General features: G+C 46.2%; 15 protein-coding genes and 1 pseudogene. 13 read left to right on the plus strand and 3 right to left on the minus strand.

Translation table 11 applies throughout. The annotated features are described in order from the left end of the window. Positions 1 to 647 precede the first annotated feature (647 nt). The 11 genes and pseudogenes from NNC77_RS02665 (at position 648) to NNC77_RS02715 (ending at position 10,273) form a co-directional block, all read left to right on the plus strand. The gene (locus tag NNC77_RS02665; RefSeq protein ID WP_254969867.1) at positions 648 to 992 is read left to right on the plus strand and encodes a Yae1 family protein; all 345 of its coding nucleotides are present in this window, start codon (positions 648 to 650) and stop codon (positions 990 to 992) included. Between the two features lie 4 nt (positions 993 to 996). Continuing rightward, a pseudogene (locus tag NNC77_RS16675) lies at positions 997 to 1,107 on the plus strand (PD-(D/E)XK nuclease family transposase); the annotation flags it as partial. Between the two features lie 148 nt (positions 1,108 to 1,255). After that, positions 1,256 to 1,399: a hypothetical protein gene (locus NNC77_RS02675; protein WP_233338486.1), complete on the plus strand. Its 144-nt coding sequence runs from the start codon at positions 1,256 to 1,258 to the stop codon at positions 1,397 to 1,399. 253 nt (positions 1,400 to 1,652) lie between these two features. Continuing rightward, positions 1,653 to 3,440 carry a leucine-rich repeat domain-containing protein gene (locus NNC77_RS02680; protein WP_233338485.1) on the plus strand — a complete coding sequence of 596 codons (1,788 nt, stop codon included), beginning with the start codon at positions 1,653 to 1,655 and terminating at the stop codon, positions 3,438 to 3,440. A gap of 225 nt (positions 3,441 to 3,665) precedes the next feature. After that, the gene (locus NNC77_RS02685) at positions 3,666 to 4,121 is read left to right on the plus strand and encodes a hypothetical protein (RefSeq protein ID WP_233338484.1); all 456 of its coding nucleotides are present in this window, start codon (positions 3,666 to 3,668) and stop codon (positions 4,119 to 4,121) included. A gap of 258 nt (positions 4,122 to 4,379) precedes the next feature. Next, a complete protein-coding gene (locus tag NNC77_RS02690; protein WP_182384343.1) occupies positions 4,380 to 4,535 on the plus strand; it encodes a hypothetical protein in 156 nt (51 codons plus the stop codon). Further along, positions 4,525 to 5,043, plus strand: a complete 519-nt coding sequence (locus NNC77_RS02695) for a hypothetical protein (protein WP_118065735.1) — start codon at positions 4,525 to 4,527, stop codon at positions 5,041 to 5,043. The genes NNC77_RS02690 and NNC77_RS02695 overlap by 11 nt, the downstream gene beginning before the upstream one ends. 508 nt (positions 5,044 to 5,551) lie before the next feature. Beyond that, positions 5,552 to 6,064, plus strand: a complete 513-nt coding sequence (locus tag NNC77_RS02700) for a spore coat protein (RefSeq protein WP_254969865.1) — start codon at positions 5,552 to 5,554, stop codon at positions 6,062 to 6,064. Positions 6,065 to 6,082: 18 nt separating this feature from the next. After that, entirely contained in the window at positions 6,083 to 8,650 is a 2,568-nt protein-coding gene (locus NNC77_RS02705; RefSeq protein ID WP_254969864.1) for a hypothetical protein, read from the plus strand. Between the two features lie 3 nt (positions 8,651 to 8,653). Further along, positions 8,654 to 9,214 carry a DUF5675 family protein gene (locus NNC77_RS02710; protein ID WP_254969863.1) on the plus strand — a complete coding sequence of 187 codons (561 nt, stop codon included), beginning with the start codon at positions 8,654 to 8,656 and terminating at the stop codon, positions 9,212 to 9,214. Positions 9,215 to 9,268: 54 nt separating this feature from the next. Next, positions 9,269 to 10,273, plus strand: a complete 1,005-nt coding sequence (locus NNC77_RS02715) for a phage antirepressor (RefSeq protein WP_254969862.1) — start codon at positions 9,269 to 9,271, stop codon at positions 10,271 to 10,273. Between the two features lie 119 nt (positions 10,274 to 10,392). Here the strand turns inward: NNC77_RS02715 and NNC77_RS02720 are convergent, their stop codons facing one another. From NNC77_RS02720 to NNC77_RS02730, 3 genes are all read right to left on the minus strand, one after another. Then, complete coding sequence (locus NNC77_RS02720) at positions 10,393 to 12,723, minus strand: ATP-binding protein (RefSeq protein WP_254969861.1); 2,331 nt, start codon at positions 12,721 to 12,723, stop codon at positions 10,393 to 10,395. Between the two features lie 162 nt (positions 12,724 to 12,885). Next, positions 12,886 to 13,095: a hypothetical protein gene (locus NNC77_RS02725; protein ID WP_118192097.1), complete on the minus strand. Its 210-nt coding sequence runs from the start codon at positions 13,093 to 13,095 to the stop codon at positions 12,886 to 12,888. A 245-nt stretch (positions 13,096 to 13,340) separates the two neighbouring features. Then, positions 13,341 to 14,714 (minus strand): sigma-54-dependent transcriptional regulator, encoded by a 1,374-nt coding sequence (locus NNC77_RS02730; protein WP_254969860.1) that lies wholly within the window; start codon positions 14,712 to 14,714, stop codon positions 13,341 to 13,343. A gap of 236 nt (positions 14,715 to 14,950) precedes the next feature. On the opposite strand from NNC77_RS02730, the gene NNC77_RS02735 reads away from it, so the two are divergent. Beyond that, positions 14,951 to 15,499, plus strand: a complete 549-nt coding sequence (locus NNC77_RS02735; protein WP_022120365.1) for a serine O-acetyltransferase — start codon at positions 14,951 to 14,953, stop codon at positions 15,497 to 15,499. A 20-nt stretch (positions 15,500 to 15,519) separates the two neighbouring features. Then, the gene (locus tag NNC77_RS02740) at positions 15,520 to 16,236 is read left to right on the plus strand and encodes an IspD/TarI family cytidylyltransferase (RefSeq protein WP_118080252.1); all 717 of its coding nucleotides are present in this window, start codon (positions 15,520 to 15,522) and stop codon (positions 16,234 to 16,236) included. The last annotated feature ends 1 nt before the right edge of the window (position 16,237 follow it).

Below are 16,237 nucleotides of genomic sequence, written 5' to 3' on the forward strand. Positions count from 1 at the left end.
TATTCCTCACTCGCTTGCTTTATGCCGATTTGGCAACTTTGTGCAAATCTACTCATTCCCAACTGTTTACGTTCCAACCTCTCTTATTCTCCTTTGGCTGCTTTAGAGCTTTATGTTAATAATTCTAACTCGCCGTTTTGCGCCCCGCAACTCATACTTTTTCAGAGTGGAAAACATAGAGTTGAGCACTTAAACACTTTGTTTACAATAAAATAGAAAGATACAAAATGGCATAAGAAATCTTCCTCAGTTCCTCAGTTCCTCAGTTCCTCAGTTTTTCTCTGACCCTTCACTTTTATCTTAATTTAGAAGTTTATTATATATGTAATATATATTATATATATAATAAAATATAATTACTTACAATTTGTAAGTATCAAGTATACCCCCTAGAACAAAACTGAGGAACTGAGGAACTGAGGAACTGAGTCATTATCGCAGTGGTTTAAGTACGTGTGTTAGTAGTAACTCGAAAGCTCCAAAATAACTTTTTTCGCTCGTATTTTATGATTATCAATGAAAGGAATAATATTGTAAAATGCTCAATTATTTGCATGTTTCTCAATTTTTATCAGAAAACTCTTGCAGGTATGAAAATAAAATCGTAACTTTGCTGATGCAATAGAAATATTAATAACATTGGGATTATGAAGCAGGTAGAAGAAAGATATATCAATTTTGAAGCCAGCAAGATGGCATATCGTGATATCAAGAATTCGATAGATACCGCTAAGCGAGAAGGGAAAGAAGAAGGCCTGGCTGAAGGCAGGGAGAAGGGCCTGGCTGAAGGCATGGAAAAGGGCTTGGCTGAAGGAATGAAAAAGGGCTTGGCAGAAGGAGTGGAAAAGGGCTTGGCTGAAGGCATGGAGAAGGGCATGAACAAGCGAAGCCTTGAGATTGCCAGAAAGATGCTGGCGAATGGTATGGATGCTGCCACGGTGATGGAAATAACAGGATTGTCGGAGAGTCAGTTACAGCAGCTGAAAGGATAAGGAACTGCCTGGAGAAACGAATGATCTCCGTGGCTGCATCTTTGATATCTATTGTGTAACCGACGATGGCAAGCATTTTATCGTTGAGATGCAGAACAGATGGGTACCTTTCTTTGCGGCTGCTCCCTTTCGGCTTGCCCCACACGCCCTGAAGGGGCAGAAGCTCCTAGCCCAGGGCAACACCCTGGGTATTAATGAAATATAAACCAACGCCCTGTAAGGGCAAAAGCTTCAAAAATATTCGAATTTTAAACTATAGGCTTATGGTACATGTAAATGAAACAATAGTTATAAAGAGCTCTTCTCCCAAGCTGGCAGAATGGGTGAAGAGACTGAAGACTCATAAAGCTGAGCAACTGGAGAAGTTGCGCAACGTGGAGAAGTGTGACTTTGAATTTCAGTTCTGATGCGAGCCAATATATGATACCAGCCTCCCCTAATACTTCCTGATAACTTTTTCTAAAACTTTTTCCCGATTTTCTTGCATGTTTCGAAATATTGTTGTACTTTTGAAGGAGAATATAGAAAAGAAGAATCTTTGCCCGAAGAGACAACATTTGAAGTCATTCCTAAAATATGGGAAGGATATTTCTAAAATGATATAGTAGTTGAGGCTTTGCCTCTTATATATATAGAAAGTGTAATTTAATATATAGGATTATGAGAAATTTTACTTTAAGAAAAGGGTTCTTGGAGAGTAAATGTGGAACCCATAGCTCTTTTAAGGGCTTTGTCATGCTTGTTGTTATGATGCTCATGATGGCAAGTTCTGCGATGGCTGAAGTCATTGATGGACTTCGTTATATGTTGGATTCTGATACGAAGACTGCTATGCTCTTGCCTAAAAAGGATGGTAAATATTCTGGTGATATCGTCGTTCCGGAAAAAGTGAAGGGTAATGATGGTGTAGAGTATGTTGTTACCTCATTGGGTAATGAATGCTTCAGTTATTGCAGTGGTTTGACCTCAGTTAACATCCCTTCCTCTGTTACTTCATTGAGCTATGCTTGCTTCAAAGGTTGCAGTGGTTTGACCTCAGTTAACATCCCTTCCTCTGTTACTTCATTGGGTAGTGGTTGCTTCGAAGGTTGCAGTGGCTTAACCTCTGTTTCTATCCCTTCATCTGTTACTTCATTGGGTAGAAGTTGCTTCTGGAATTGCAGTGGCTTAACCTCTGTTTCTATCCCTTCATCTGTTACTTCATTGGGTGATGATTGCTTCTATTATTGCAGTAGTTTGTCCTCAATCACCATCCCTTCTTCTGTTACGTCATTGGGGAATAGTTGCTTCTCAGGTTGCAGTGGTTTGACCTCAGTTACCATCCCTTCTTCTGTTACGTCATTGGGGAATAGTTGCTTCTCAGGTTGCAGTGGTTTGACCTCAGCTACCATCCCTTCGTCTGTTACGTCATTGGGGAATTATTGTTTCTCTGATTGCAGTGGTTTGACCTCAGTTACCATCCCTTCGTCTGTTACGTCATTGGGTGTTTGTTGTTTCTCTAGTTGCAGTGGTTTGACCTCAATCACCATCCCTTCTTCTGTTACTTCATTGGGTAGTGGTTGCTTCTGGAATTGCAGTGGCTTAACCTCTGTTTCTATCCCTTCATCTGTTACTTCATTGGGTGATGATTGCTTCTCTGGTTGCAGTGGTTTGACCTCAATCACCATCCCTTCTTCTGTTACTTATGTGGGTAGTGATTGCTTCTCAGGTTGCAGTGGTTTGACCTCAATCACCATCCCTTCTTCTGTTACTTATGTGGGTAGTGATTGCTTCATTGGTTGTGATAATATAGAAACTGTTTATTTTAAAGGTAAATATTGTAATTCAAGTTACACTGACTTACATATACCAAAGACAAGTATTATTAAGGTCCCTACTGAATATTTACAGGATTATAAAGATGCTTTTGGATTTAGTTATAAATATATCTATGCCTGGAATCCTAGCGAATCTGGTGATGATACCAAGCCGGTTACTCCATGCGCAACGCCATCCATTTCTTACGAATCCGGCAAATTGAAGTTTGCTTGCGAAACTGCAGGAGCAAAGTATCATTATACTATCAGCGATAAGGATATGGCAACAGATGCACTTAGCGAAGACGGAAATGTATTCCTTTCTGCTGCTTATGACATATCAGTATATGCAACAGCTGATGGCTATAAAGCATCTGATAAGGCGGAGGCAACTCTGTATTGGATTAATGCTAACCTGGATAATGGTACCAACATCAACCAGGTAAGAACACGTGGCGTGGTGGCTTCGGCTCATGATGGCATCATCAGCCTCTCGGGTCTTGACGATGGCGAGGTGGTGAAGTTCTTCGCTGCTGACGGCAAGTATCTCGGCTCTACGGTTGCAGCCAACGGTGCTGCCTCTTATGCCGTATCCGAGTCTTTGGTTATCGCCAAAGTGGGTAAGGATTCTATCAAGATTGCGATGAAATAAGGATTGTGCAGAGCGATGCACCTACCGTAAAATCATAAAAAGTAAGGGGAAGAAGGCGAGTAACGTAAATTGCTCACTTTTTTCCCCTTTTTCTTGTTATTCTATAGTAAAATATAGTTTAAATATTAATGTTTTTGAAAAATATATCCGGCTATTCATGGTAGCTGGGGAGTCGGCTTTGCTGTTCAAATAATTAGTTGTAAATTCGCATAAATTTACACTATTATGTTGGATATTGCAGAACATAGACAAAAGTTGATTCTGAAGAACTTAGCTCAGCTAGACGACAGAATCAATGAGATACAAGAAGAGTGCATCATCTTGTATCTAAAGTCTTTTATAGGTGATGGAGCTGAACTGCTATCTCCATATCAGTTCTCTAATATTACGCATATCAAGTATGATACAGTAATAAATGTGTTGAAAAGAAAAGTGAAGTTCAAGCCTTACCAGCAGCGGCGGTGGTGTTATTGCATCCTTTATCATTGGGATACTATCATTGATACGCTGAATAAGAAACATGTTGCGGAGAGTAAAAATTTTGAAAAAGATAAGTTCGAAAAGAACTTCAATGAGGCTTTTTGGTACTGGGCTACGATAGGGAGAGACTTGAAACAACTTGACAAGTTGAAAGAGAAAGTAGAAGAAATGCAAAGCAATTTTTCACCTCGCAATAAATAATTGAGCAACAAAAAAATATCATGAGATTTTAGCCGTGCATAGTGCTTGCGCAGCTATTATAGAGAAACAATAACAATTAATAACTTAAAAACAGAGTAAAAATGAAAAATTCAACATGAAATCGGGGGAGGCATTCCTCATACTGCTCTGCAGCTCAATGTCTCCGAAGTAAGGATTCACCCTGGAAAACTTTCAGGGGCCACCTCTTCTTCCAAGATTGAGGAAGTAAATTTAGTCTATCTTAAATGGAGAAGATATATGACTAAAATATTTTACGGATTGCCGATCTGTCTGGCACAGGCTGGACTGGTCTGCATCGAGGTAGTTATTAACGTAGAATTTAGTGGCAATAGCAAATTGGTCATTGATTCTGCTAGTTTCAAACAGTTAATGGATATGGAAGATGAGTATTAGAATAGGTAAAATCGTCTTCCGTGATCAATCCAGAATGATTGTTGGTAAAGATGATGATCAGCAAAAGGAGAATGAAGAGAGTGAAGAGGAAGAGACTGGAACGGGGTCTGCAGGAGCGAGAGACAGAGCTCCTACGGTCGACTTGGAAGTGGTGAATGACCAATCTAAACCTGAAAAAGATGAAGAACATACACCGTCTTGTTTCCTATTGGAAGGCAGGGTTGTTCCTTTTGAACTTTGCAATGCCAAAGCAACAAAGATATTCCGACTACTTAGAGACGCTCAAATCCTGAATGATGATTTCAAGCCCGTCAACAAAATGCCGTGGTGGAAAAGAGGGGAACTTGCCGATATACTGGCAACGGAACTGAACATCCAGCACACCTGGAAAGTGTTTGGCATTTTCTGGGATATGGATGCAGAAAGTTTGAGAGGTGGATTCAATAAAGCTAAGGATCATGCTTATAAATATGATTTTGATGAGGAAATCATGGATATTTTGAGATAATTTACCCCCGAAATTCAGAACCGATATGGTCTGAGTTTCGGGGGCTTTTCATAGAAGTATGCTCACTGCAATGCAACTATGGAACAAAAGGACAGTTAGCCTTGCTCCAGCAGTTTTTTACGTTCAAATATCATATTAGAGTACTATTTTTGATACTGGTATCACATTTTACACCGCAAAGATACGGAGAAAAAATGAAATTTGAATAAAAAATATAGAAAAAATCGAATTTCCGCACTTTTTTAACATATGATATTGGGTGTTTCCGCAGTTTTTGTTTTAGCAGTATTATGCTGTTTCCGCAATTTTCTGTAGTTATTCATTTTGAGATAATTTTTGGTACGATGTGGTACGACCGTACTTCATCGTACCATAGCAGTGTCGCAGAATCGCCGTACATTTGCCCCCGGAATTCAGAACCGATATGGTCTGGGTTTCGGGGGCTTTTGTGTATAGGCACATCAACCGTTGTGGGAGCGCCCAACTGTTTTAAAAAGGAATTTATAAGATGAAAGCAATGAAACCTTTTTATTTTGCTCATCCGCAGTACGGAAAACTGAGGGTGGTGGTGATTGACGGGAAAATCTATTACTGCCTGATGGACGTGAAGAACATCTTCAAGAAGTCGGTACAGAAACTCTATGAGACGATTGCTGACTCGGAGGGGGAACTGAAAAATCTGAACATCGTAATGATGAAGAATATGAAAATCAAGTATAACCTCTTCTTCGAGAACCAGGAAATGGGGAAGGAAGAAGCGGAGGCTGAGAACGTGAATGCGGATATCAACTTCTGCGATGAACAGCTGGTGAAGGACCTTGTTGACAAGGATGTTGCCGCCGAGAAACTGGCTGCTAAATGGGTGCTAGGATTCGTCAAGAGCAGACTGAATGATGCCGAGAATGCTTCGCTCTTCGAGGCGAACGGGGTTGACGATATTTCTGATAACTCGCTGATTCTGCCTATCAATGTAAGTTATGGTAGCGGGTATATCATGATTAACAGCGAAGTGTTCGATTAATAAAAATATGGAGGTAAAATGGAGATAGTACATGTAGTGGCAATTAATCCTTATCGTAAGGGAAATAAGGGGAAAGTTTTTTCTTACAATATTGATACTTATGATAAGGTCATCGGGTCGGAGGAAATCAAGAAGATGATTCAGCAGATTCGGGGTGAATTGCCGATTGACGGAGTGGATTTGAACGATGCGCAGGCGGTGAAGAAGGCGCAGGAGAGGCTCAAGAGCGAGCTGCCTTTCTTCTGTCCGCACTACGGCATGTTCAAGAATAATGTGCGCAGACAGGAGAATGCCTTGCCGGAAAGCTTTCTCTTCCAGACGATTATCGATGTGGATGATAAGGAGTATGTGGAGAAGGCTATCGAGAAGGCGCGCGAGTTGAACTGCTCTTCGGGGATATGGAACGGCTCGTTGCTGCATCTCTGCTATAGCGCTCGCAAAAAACTGCATATCGGGATTAGAATGCCGATTGGGATGACCATAGAGGAGACGCAGAAGGCGTATTGTGAGGCCCTGGGCGTGCCTTATGATGAGAGCTGCATCACACCTGAAAGAATGATTTTCCTGACGGATAAGGACTCGGAAATCTACCGGTCTAAAATGTGGTGCGCAGTGCTGAGTAATGAAGAGATTATGAAGCGCAGGCAGGCGTTCCTCGACCGTGGACTGACGGTTGACGGAAGAGGGGATGCAAAAGTTAATAGTTTACAGTTTACAGTTAATAGTAATGACAATGTTCAAAACAATAGACTTTCGGGCAATCATGGCGATTATGCTGCTCCTGCTGGCACTGCTGTTCAGCCTGCCCAATCTGGTAATAGCAATCATGCTGATGATTCTCATCTCGGGAATCCTGGAGGCAATTATGGCACTGGTGAACTGGGAGAGGCCAGTGAGAAGAATCTGATAGCCTTTGATCTGTTCGTTCAGTCGGCTGGGCTTGAGGGGATGGCGATTGATACCGTTGGTTCACGACACTCTTCGCTGCTCGCCATCATGAGCGCAGGCGCTTCGAGGGTGATGAGCGAGGAGGAACTGATGAAGGTGGTGAGGACGAAAATGCCAAGCTACTATCAGGAGGATGACTGCCATCAACTTATCCATGATTTCTATGCGAAATATGCTGACAGCTGCAAGCCGATGTCGAGGGATGTGATAAGGGTGAATGCGCTGGCGGAAAAACAGGCCAGCCAACAAGTTAATAGTTTACAGTTGAAAGTTAATAGGGCAGATGGTAATCATACAGTTCAAAGTTCAAATCTCCAAGTTCAAAGTACCGAGGAGGATTATCCCGAACCGCCAGAGATGCCGGAGAAACTGCCGAAGCTGGTGGAACTGCTGATATCTCGGACACCGGAGATTTATAAGCCGGCTGTGGCGCACGCTATCTTTCCACCGCTCGCTACGCACCTCTGGCAGACGAGCTTCCGGTATATTGATAATGTAGTACATGAGGCTACGCTTTCTACTTGTTTGTTGGCTGGTACGGGTGCAGGTAAATCGTCTGTGGATAAGCCGATTAGGTATATCATGGAGGATATCAGAAAGCGGGATGCGGAGAATCTGAAACGTGAGAAGGAATGGAAGGAGGAGGTGACGCGCAAGGGTGCCAACAAGGATAAGCGCAAACGACCGGATAATCTCGTTATACAGGAGATTGATGCTGATATGACCAGTCCGGCATTCGTGATGCGAACCGCTGAGGCGCAGGGGCGTTTCCTCTATACTTCGCTTAACGAGCTGGACCAGTTTGATGCTCTCCGGGGTAGCGGCAACCAGCAGTTCCGCATCATGTGCCTCGCCTTTGATCCATTCAACCTCTTTGGCCAACAGCGCGTGGGCGTTCAAAGTGTGACAGAAAGGGTAACGATAAGGTTCAACTGGAACGCATCTACCACTATCCAGAAAGGGCAGCGTTACTTCTCAAAAGTTTTGACAGACGGTCCGATAAGCCGTATCAATTTCTGTACCATTCCGGAGCGTGAAATCGGTGATGAAATGCCTGTTTACGGCGATTACAATGATGCTTACCGTGAGGCGCTGAAGCCTTATATCGAGAATCTGAACAACGCCAGGGGACTGATTGACTGTCCTGAGGCATTCCAACTTGCCCTCAAACTGAAGGATGAGAATGCTGAGTTCTCACGTCTGTCGCAGGATAGGGTTTACGAGAACCTTTCTTTCCGTGCCAACGTCATCGCCTACCTGAAGGCGTGTGTGCTGTATGTGGCGAACGGTTGCAAATGGGAGCCGGAGATTGACGAGTTCATCCGCTGGAGCGAGCGTTACGACCTCTACTGTAAGATGCGTTTCTTCGGTGATGCCATCAAGAGGGCGAATGATACAGGCGAGAAGTCGAGCAAGCGAGGACCTTCCAACATGCTGATGCAGTTGCCGGATGAGTTTACTTACCAGCAGGTGATAGACTTGCGTGTAGCAAACGGGATGAGTCAGAAAGGTACTTCCAAGATGTTGGGAAACTGGAAGGATCGCCATTACATCAGGGCTAAGGAGAACGACTCAGTTCCTCAATTCCTCAGTTCCTCAGTTTTTATTAAACTTAAATTCAGAAAGGAGAATTCATAGCGTATGGAAATAGTAGTAAAAAGAATAGCAAAGAAGAAGACTTATACGATAGGTCATCTTTATATCCTGAGCGATAAGGACGTGAAGCGTACCTGGCGTTCGGGGGTAAAAATAGGCGACAAGCGTATCTTTGAGCACAGCTTCGATAAGGCGAAGTTGGACAAGGAGCATTACTTCTGTGATACCCTGGAGCCTACGTGGAGAAACCTCCTGGGTGTCGAACTGAAACCGGAAGAGGAGGATGGACGGTACAGTAGGGTATCGGGTAAGAAAGCCCGCAAGATACCGGGTCATACGGCGATACCGGAGGGCTCGTATCCTGTTGTTATCTCGAAATCGCCAAGGTTCAAGAAGTGGCTTCCGCTGGTGCAGGGTGTTCCTGATTTTGAGGGCATCCGCATTCATGCCGGTAATTATCCCGATGATACGCAGGGGTGCATTCTGGTAGGTGAAAATAAATTACAGGGTGCCGTCTTTAATTCCCGCATCTGGCTGCATCGGCTTATGAATGCCATTACCGCAGCAAGGGAACGGGAGGAGAGCGTTTGGATTACGGTCATTTAGTGTTGAATGTTGATTTTTGAATGTTGAGTTATTAATTTTTAAAAACAAATTATTATGGTAAAGTCAGTTAATACAAATAAAGTAGAAATGGATAAGAAGGCAGCATTTGCTGTCGTGTTTGAAAACTCTGAATTCGGTAAGGTTCGTACCTTGACCGATGAGAATGGGGAGCCATTGTTCTGTGCAAAGGATCTCTGTAATGTACTGGGATATAAGAGAGCGAATGATGCTGTAGATCAGTTAGTTAAACCACTTGATACGGCGAAACGCCGTACATGGGTAGCAACCGGTCTGAAGAAGGATGGAACCTCGGCGATGCGTCGTACTCAGATGCTCTATGTCAACGAGAGTGGTTTCTATGCTTTAGTTCTCGGCTCTAAGCTTTCTACTGCCGTGAAGTTCAAGAACTGGGTTACGGCTGATGTGCTGCCACAGATTCGCAAGACGGGCGGTTATATCCCGGTACAGCAGGGTGAAAGTGATGAGGAGACAATCCGACATGCTGAAGGAATCCTCCGTGCTACGCTCAAGGAGAAGGAGAATCTGCTGAAGAAGCAGCGTCTGCAGATTGAACAGCAGAAGAAGCTTATCGGCGAACAGGATACAGAAATCCGCCGCTTGAATGATGTGGTAGACGAACAGGTGGTTCGCATCGCTAAAAATGGTGATAATATCATCCAGTTGGAGAATCAGGTGGGTAATCTTCTGCCGAAAGCGCTTTACAGCGATAACGTGCTCGATTCCGTTTCCTGCTTCACTACTACGCAGATTGCGAAGGAACTCGGTATCACAGCGCAGGAACTGAACCGCTCGCTCTGCGCTCTGCATATCCAGTACTACCAGAGCGGTCAGTATCTTCTTTATGCCGATTACGCCCACATGGGTTTAGCCAAGAGCCGTACCCGCTACAGCGCCTTCCTCGACCCGAAGAGCGATGGCAGACAAGAAAAGATGGGCAGAGCCTACACCCATACCTATCTCGTATGGACCGAACGAGGACGAAAGTTCATCCACGACCTTGCCCAGCGATACTGGGAACTGTGTGAAGTTTATAGTTAATAGTTTATAGCCCCTGGTGTGTTCTTACATCAGGGGCTTTTTGCCTTCGGGGGACCAGCGATGGAATCGCTGGGGACGGGGACGAACGGGGGTAGGCCTTTTTTTACCTTTTTACCTTTTTACTTTTTTACCTTTAAAAGCCCCTTCAGGTCGGCGATGATGGCCTGGGTGTAGGCTCTTATCTGAGATTCTGACAGATCGCTGATATGCTCGGGAGCGAGGGCGGCGATGTGCTGGCGGGTCTCCATCTCTATCATCGTGGCGATAGGGAGGAGCTTGTGGGCTGTCTTGCCGATGGCTTCTATTGATAACTCGCCTTCTGTTGCCTGCTGGAGGTTCTGGAGATGGGATGACAACTCCTGCTTGACGGTGCTGAGTATCTCGGCTTCTGCCTCCGGATCGCCTTCTGCAAAGGTCAGAAGGGGTGCAAAGCGGGAATTCTTATTGGTTTTCTCTGCAATATCCTCTGCTGCTGATGATGTTTTCTCTGCCATATCCTCTGTTTCTGCTGCTGCATCCTCCAAACCGAGGATTTCTTTCAGCTTCTCTGTGCTGAACGGCTTGAAGAGGCAATCGTCGAAACCGGCTTCTTTCAACTCTCTGATGATGCTGGCATCGTGGGCGGTCATCGCTACTACCTTCATGTGGCTGTGGTTGATGTGCTGAATCATCCTGATGCCGTTCATCTCGGGCATTTCGATATCCATCATCATCAGCGCAGGATGCTCGTTGTGGAGCACGGTGAGCGCCTCGGCTACATGCAGACAGGCAAAGACTTGCCAACTGTCGCCTACCAGCTTCTTCAGCATTTCCTGAAGCAGACGGAGCTGCAACGGGTCGTCATCGAGCAGCAGTATCTTGTGATTTTCGAAATGGGGCTTGGTTGGGGCGAGCGGCTTCTGCTCTTCTGCCTCTTCTACTGCAGGAGCGGTGCCTAAGGCAAGCGGAATGGTGACGGTGAAGGTGCTGCCCTTGTCCTTGACGGATTCCAGACGCAGGGTGCCCTGAAGCAGATTAACCAGTTCCTGGGTGATGTTCAGTCCGAGACCGGTGCCCTCGATGCCCTGGGCACTCTTCAGACGGGTAAACGCCTGGAACACCTTCTGGCGCTCTTCGGTGGTCATGCCCTTGCCGGTATCCCTTACCGAGAAGGTGAGGAGGTGCTGGGGACTGATGGCTGCCTGGATGGTGACGCTGCCCTTATCGGTATACTTGATGGCATTGCTAACCAGGTTGTTGAGTATCTGACGGATGCGGAAGGCATCGGCACGGTAGTAGGTCTGAGGACTGCTGATGCCATCGAGCTCCAGATGCAGTTCCAGTCCCTTCTCACGGCTCAGGATCTGCATCTCTCCGGCACACTGGCGGAACATGTCGGCAGGCGAGAAATCTACCGGGTTCAGCTTCATCAGTCCGTTTTCCAACTGGTGATAATCGAGCAGGGCGGCAACGAGCCGGGAGAGATGGGTGGCAGAACCCTTGATGCTGTTGAGACAGGAGATGCCCTGCGGGTTGTCGACATAATCCTTCATCAGGTCGATGAAGCCCGAGATGCTGGCAGCCGGAGCCTTGATGTCGTGGGTGATGGTGAGGAGCAGGCGCTCGCGCTGGTTCATGATGCGCCTGATTTCCTCGTTAGCCTCTTCGAGATTCTCGCGGTAGATGCGTTCCTTCTGCGTATCGCGGTAGATGTAATAGACGAGGATGACGGCGGCTGTGATGGCTACGATGGCAAGCAGACCTATCTGCCAGAGTAGATTCTGGCGCGCCTGCATCGCCTGGTTGATAGCCTGCTGCATCGCCTGACGTTCGCGCTGGTGGATATCGTTGAGCTGCTGGGAGGAGCGCAGGGCGAGGCGGGCATTGGTTATCTGCAGGTCTCTCACCTCGCGGTTGATGGCTTCGTGGTTATCGTGCGTAGACTGCTTCTCCTTGCGGTCAATCTGTTCCAGGATATCGGCTACGTTTCCGGCTAAGTTGACCGGGGTAGAGAGGGTATCGGTGACAGCCTGGTTGCTGTCGCGTCTGATGCTGAGCGTTTCGGCATGTTCCTTCTTGAAGGCATCGGCAAGGCGGCGGAAGAAGCCCTTGCGGGTTTTCATCACTTCTACGGTGGTGTTCTTTGCCACATGAGTCTTGGGTGCCTTGGAATGCACGACAACGGAATCTTCGCCACTGTTGAGGCTGTTCATCTTCTCGTGCAGATAGTTGTGGGATGACTTGCCCTGCATGGCGCGGGTAAGCTGCTGCAGATTGGTCTGTTCCTCCTTGAGCAGGTTGGACATGGTACTGTCGGCTGCCTGGCGCTTTTCGATATAGTCGCGGGTTGCCTGGTTGATAGCGAGCAAGGTTGTGGTGTTGCGATATACCAGCCCTATCGCCAGAATCAGTACGATGGCGACGATGATGTAACCCAGGGCTACCTTGAAAGGAACGTTTGTTTGCTGCATCTTCTTATCTTTTAATGTTTTGAGTCTTTTTGCTATTTGCGTGCAAAGTTAATCAAAAATGCGATATAAACCAACGAAAACAGGAGATAAATGCCAAAATCTGGTCATCTATCTCCTGTTTCATTGAAAGCGACGCGTAATTACTATTTTCTGAAGGTGGATTTACTCTGCTACGGTTGAATCCACTGTTGCAGCTGTCGTGTCTGTAGGAGTCTCTGCTGGAGTCTCAGCTGGTGTTGCTGTTGTGTCGGCTGGAGCTACTGTGTCTACTGGTTCTGAACCTGCAACGTTTACCATTCTGTTACCTGCAAATACATTGCTAACTGATACCATTGCTACTGCTGCGATAACTGCAAATACTAACTTTTTCATAATTCTTTTGTTTTTTAATTGTGAATATTATTGTTTATTAATTCTCTTGCTGAAACTCTTTTGCGAGTTCGCTAAATAATATCACAATAGGCGTGCCAGAAAATGGTGAATTTGGTTAAGTATCTGATAATCAGTGAGGATGGTGTTTTGTGCCAGAAATGGGATGTGGGGAAAGTGGGGAAAAGGTGTAGAAAAATTCCCCAATATAGTGTGGAATATATTGGGGAATCGGGGTGTGGCATGTTTTACTCCATGCCGTATTTCTTCATTTTGTTGTAGAGTGTCTTGCGGTCGATGGCAAGCAGTTGGGCAGCCTTGCTCTTGTTGCCGTGGGTGGCTCTCAGGGCAGCGGCGATGCTTTCCTGTTCCGACTGTTCGCTGTGCAGCTGCATATTGATTGGTCGGGCTGTGGAGGTCTGTGCCATCGTCTTCTCCAGTTCCTGGGCACCGATATACTTGCCCCGGGTGAGCAGGGTGGCGCGCTTCATCACATTGTTCAGTTCGCGCAGGTTGCCCGGCCAGTCGTATGAGGCAATGATTTCTGAGGCTTTGGCATCCATTCCGAGCACATTCTTGCCCAGTTCCTGGTTGGCATGCTTGATAAAGAGGTTGGCAAAGAGGAAGATGTCGGCACCTCTGTCCTTGAGGGCAGGCATGTAGATGGTAAACTCGTTGATGCGGTGATAGAGGTCCTCTCTGAACTTGCCTTCGGCTACCGCCTGCGCCAGATTCTCGTTGGTGGCACAGATGAGTCGGATATCCACATCAATCTCCTGCGTGCTGCCCAGCGGACGGATTTTTCTCTCCTGCAAGGCTCTGAGGAGCTGCACCTGTACTTCGTAGTTGAGGTTTCCCATCTCATCGAGGAAAACCGTTCCGCCGTTAGCTATCTCGAAGGCACCCTTCTTATCCTGTTCGGCTCCGGTAAAGGCACCCTTCTTATATCCGAAGAATTCAGATGCCGCCACCTCCTTAGGAATGGCGCCGCAGTCGATGGCATAGAAAGGTTTGTCCTTGCGCAGACTCTGTTCGTGGATGCTGCGCGCCACATATTCCTTTCCGGTGCCGCTGGCTCCGAGAATGAGCACTGACATCGGGGTTGGGGCAACGAGCGAAACGAACTCGTAGAGCTGTTTGGAAGCCTCGCTTTCACCTTTTATATATCTAGGCACTTCCGTAGCGCCCTGCTGCTGTTCTTGGGGCGCATCCTGCATGGCGGCAGATTCCGCACGCTGAGGGGCTGAAACCGCAGAAGCAGCCGACTGGATAGCCTCATGGATTTTCTCTAAGAGGATTTCGGGATGGAAGGGTTTAGCCACGTAATCGGTAGCACCCGATTTCATGGCACATACAGCATTCTGAACCTCTGCATAGCTAGTCATTACGATAAAAGGCAGGTGGGCATCGGTCTTTCTGATATGCTGGAGCAATACCAGTCCGTCATGGTCGGGCAGGCGCAGGTCGGAAAGAACCAGATGGAATGCATCGCCGGCTCCCATCGCTTTGATGGCAGCGCCTACAGATGTTACCCTTTCTACATCGAATCCTTTCTTTTTGAGCCAAGTCTGTATCATTGTTCCGAATGCCAAATCGTCTTCAACAATCAATATCCTCTTCATAATGTTCTGTTTTATCCTCTTCTAAAATATCGTTATATATAACTTTGTGCAAAGGTACGGAAAAGTTGTATGGAAAGCTATTTAATTCACATTATTTAGCAATAAAACCTACTAAAATTCTACAAACCCTGTTCTATTATCTTATTTTTAGTGAAAAGAACAATTGTTTTCGGATAAAAGCATGCTAGTTGCTTTATTTTTTGTATCTTTGCATAAGATAAATAAGATTTAGAGTCATGAATCCGATAGTACAAACCATCATATTGTCAGCTTCGGCGGTGCGCATGTTGCCGCATATCGCTCTGTATCTGCTCCATAAGAAGGAGATAGATGCCGACCTGCTGAAGGTGCAGGACAGGAAGCCTACGGTGCTCAACCTGATTAAGGCATGCACCCGCGAAAGGAGTTTCCGCAATCTGTTTTATTACCGCATGGGCGAATACCGTTCGGTTTTCATCAGCTGGCTGTTGCCTCCCGAGCGCACGATGACCATCTGGTGCCCGCATATCGGGAAGGGTGCGCATCTGGAACACAGCTATGCCACCTATCTCAATGCAGAAAGCATAGGCGATGACTTCTACTGTCTGCAGATGGTGACGCTGGGCAACGGCAAGGGCGGCAGGCCTACCATAGGAAATGACGTGAAGATTTATACCGGAGCCACGGTCTTCGGCGGCATCCATATCGGCAACCACGTGACGATAGGAGCCGGTGCCGTGGTATTCCAGGATATTCCCGACGGGGCTACCGTGGTAGGGAATCCGGGGAGAATCATTCAGAAATAATCAATTTAAAGATAGAGAATATGAACTATGCATTGATCATAGCCGGAGGTTCTGGCAATAGAATGGGACAGGACATCCCAAAGCAGTTTATGCATGTAGACAACTGTCCTATCATCATCCATACGATGATGGCTTTTCAGAAGCATCCTGATATTCAGGGTATTGCTGTGGTATGTCTGGCAGGTTGGGAAACGGTACTGCAGTCGTATGCCAACCAGTTCTGCATTACCAAGCTGAAATGGATATTCCCTGGCGGAAGCAATGGTCAGGAGTCAATCCACAATGGTATCTATGGCTTGAAAGAGGCGGGATGCGGTGATGACGACCTGGTGCTGGTGCATGATGCCGTGCGCCCACTCTTGTCGCAAGACATCATCTCATCCAATATCGCCATCTGCCAGAAGTATGGCTATGCCATTACGGGTATCAAATGTAGAGAGGCTATCCTGGAGAGCGAAGATGGTTTCACGACTAACACCAGTATTCCGCGCGACAAACTGATCCGTACCCAGACACCCCAGACCTTCCGTTTGGGCAATCTGATAGCAGCCCACGAAGAGGCTAAGGAGAAGGGCATCACCAATTCGGTGGCATCCTGTACCCTGATGGCAGAACTGGGAGGCAGACAGATGCATATCGTGCCTGGTTCAGAGAAGAACATCAAGATAACCACCGTTGAGGATCTGGAGATACTGAAGGCACTGATGAAGGTTCAGCCTGAGGCTTGGTTAAAATAAA

It is taken from the genome of Segatella copri (assembly GCF_024330485.1).
Taxonomy (GTDB): Bacteria; Bacteroidota; Bacteroidia; order Bacteroidales; family Bacteroidaceae; genus Prevotella; species Prevotella copri_L.

Coding starts and splice junctions, on each gene's coding strand:
- NNC77_RS02665 (WP_254969867.1), top strand. CDS start 648: ATGAAGCAGGTAGAAGAAAGATATATCAATTTTGAAGCCAGCAAGATG.
- NNC77_RS02675 (WP_233338486.1), top strand. CDS start 1,256: ATGGTACATGTAAATGAAACAATAGTTATAAAGAGCTCTTCTCCCAAG.
- NNC77_RS02680 (WP_233338485.1), top strand. CDS start 1,653: ATGAGAAATTTTACTTTAAGAAAAGGGTTCTTGGAGAGTAAATGTGGA.
- NNC77_RS02685 (WP_233338484.1), top strand. CDS start 3,666: ATGTTGGATATTGCAGAACATAGACAAAAGTTGATTCTGAAGAACTTA.
- NNC77_RS02690 (WP_182384343.1), top strand. CDS start 4,380: ATGACTAAAATATTTTACGGATTGCCGATCTGTCTGGCACAGGCTGGA.
- NNC77_RS02695 (WP_118065735.1), top strand. CDS start 4,525: ATGAGTATTAGAATAGGTAAAATCGTCTTCCGTGATCAATCCAGAATG.
- NNC77_RS02700 (WP_254969865.1), top strand. CDS start 5,552: ATGAAAGCAATGAAACCTTTTTATTTTGCTCATCCGCAGTACGGAAAA.
- NNC77_RS02705 (WP_254969864.1), top strand. CDS start 6,083: ATGGAGATAGTACATGTAGTGGCAATTAATCCTTATCGTAAGGGAAAT.
- NNC77_RS02710 (WP_254969863.1), top strand. CDS start 8,654: ATGGAAATAGTAGTAAAAAGAATAGCAAAGAAGAAGACTTATACGATA.
- NNC77_RS02715 (WP_254969862.1), top strand. CDS start 9,269: ATGGTAAAGTCAGTTAATACAAATAAAGTAGAAATGGATAAGAAGGCA.
- NNC77_RS02720 (WP_254969861.1), bottom strand. CDS start 12,723: ATGCAGCAAACAAACGTTCCTTTCAAGGTAGCCCTGGGTTACATCATC.
- NNC77_RS02725 (WP_118192097.1), bottom strand. CDS start 13,095: ATGAAAAAGTTAGTATTTGCAGTTATCGCAGCAGTAGCAATGGTATCA.
- NNC77_RS02730 (WP_254969860.1), bottom strand. CDS start 14,714: ATGAAGAGGATATTGATTGTTGAAGACGATTTGGCATTCGGAACAATG.
- NNC77_RS02735 (WP_022120365.1), top strand. CDS start 14,951: ATGAATCCGATAGTACAAACCATCATATTGTCAGCTTCGGCGGTGCGC.
- NNC77_RS02740 (WP_118080252.1), top strand. CDS start 15,520: ATGAACTATGCATTGATCATAGCCGGAGGTTCTGGCAATAGAATGGGA.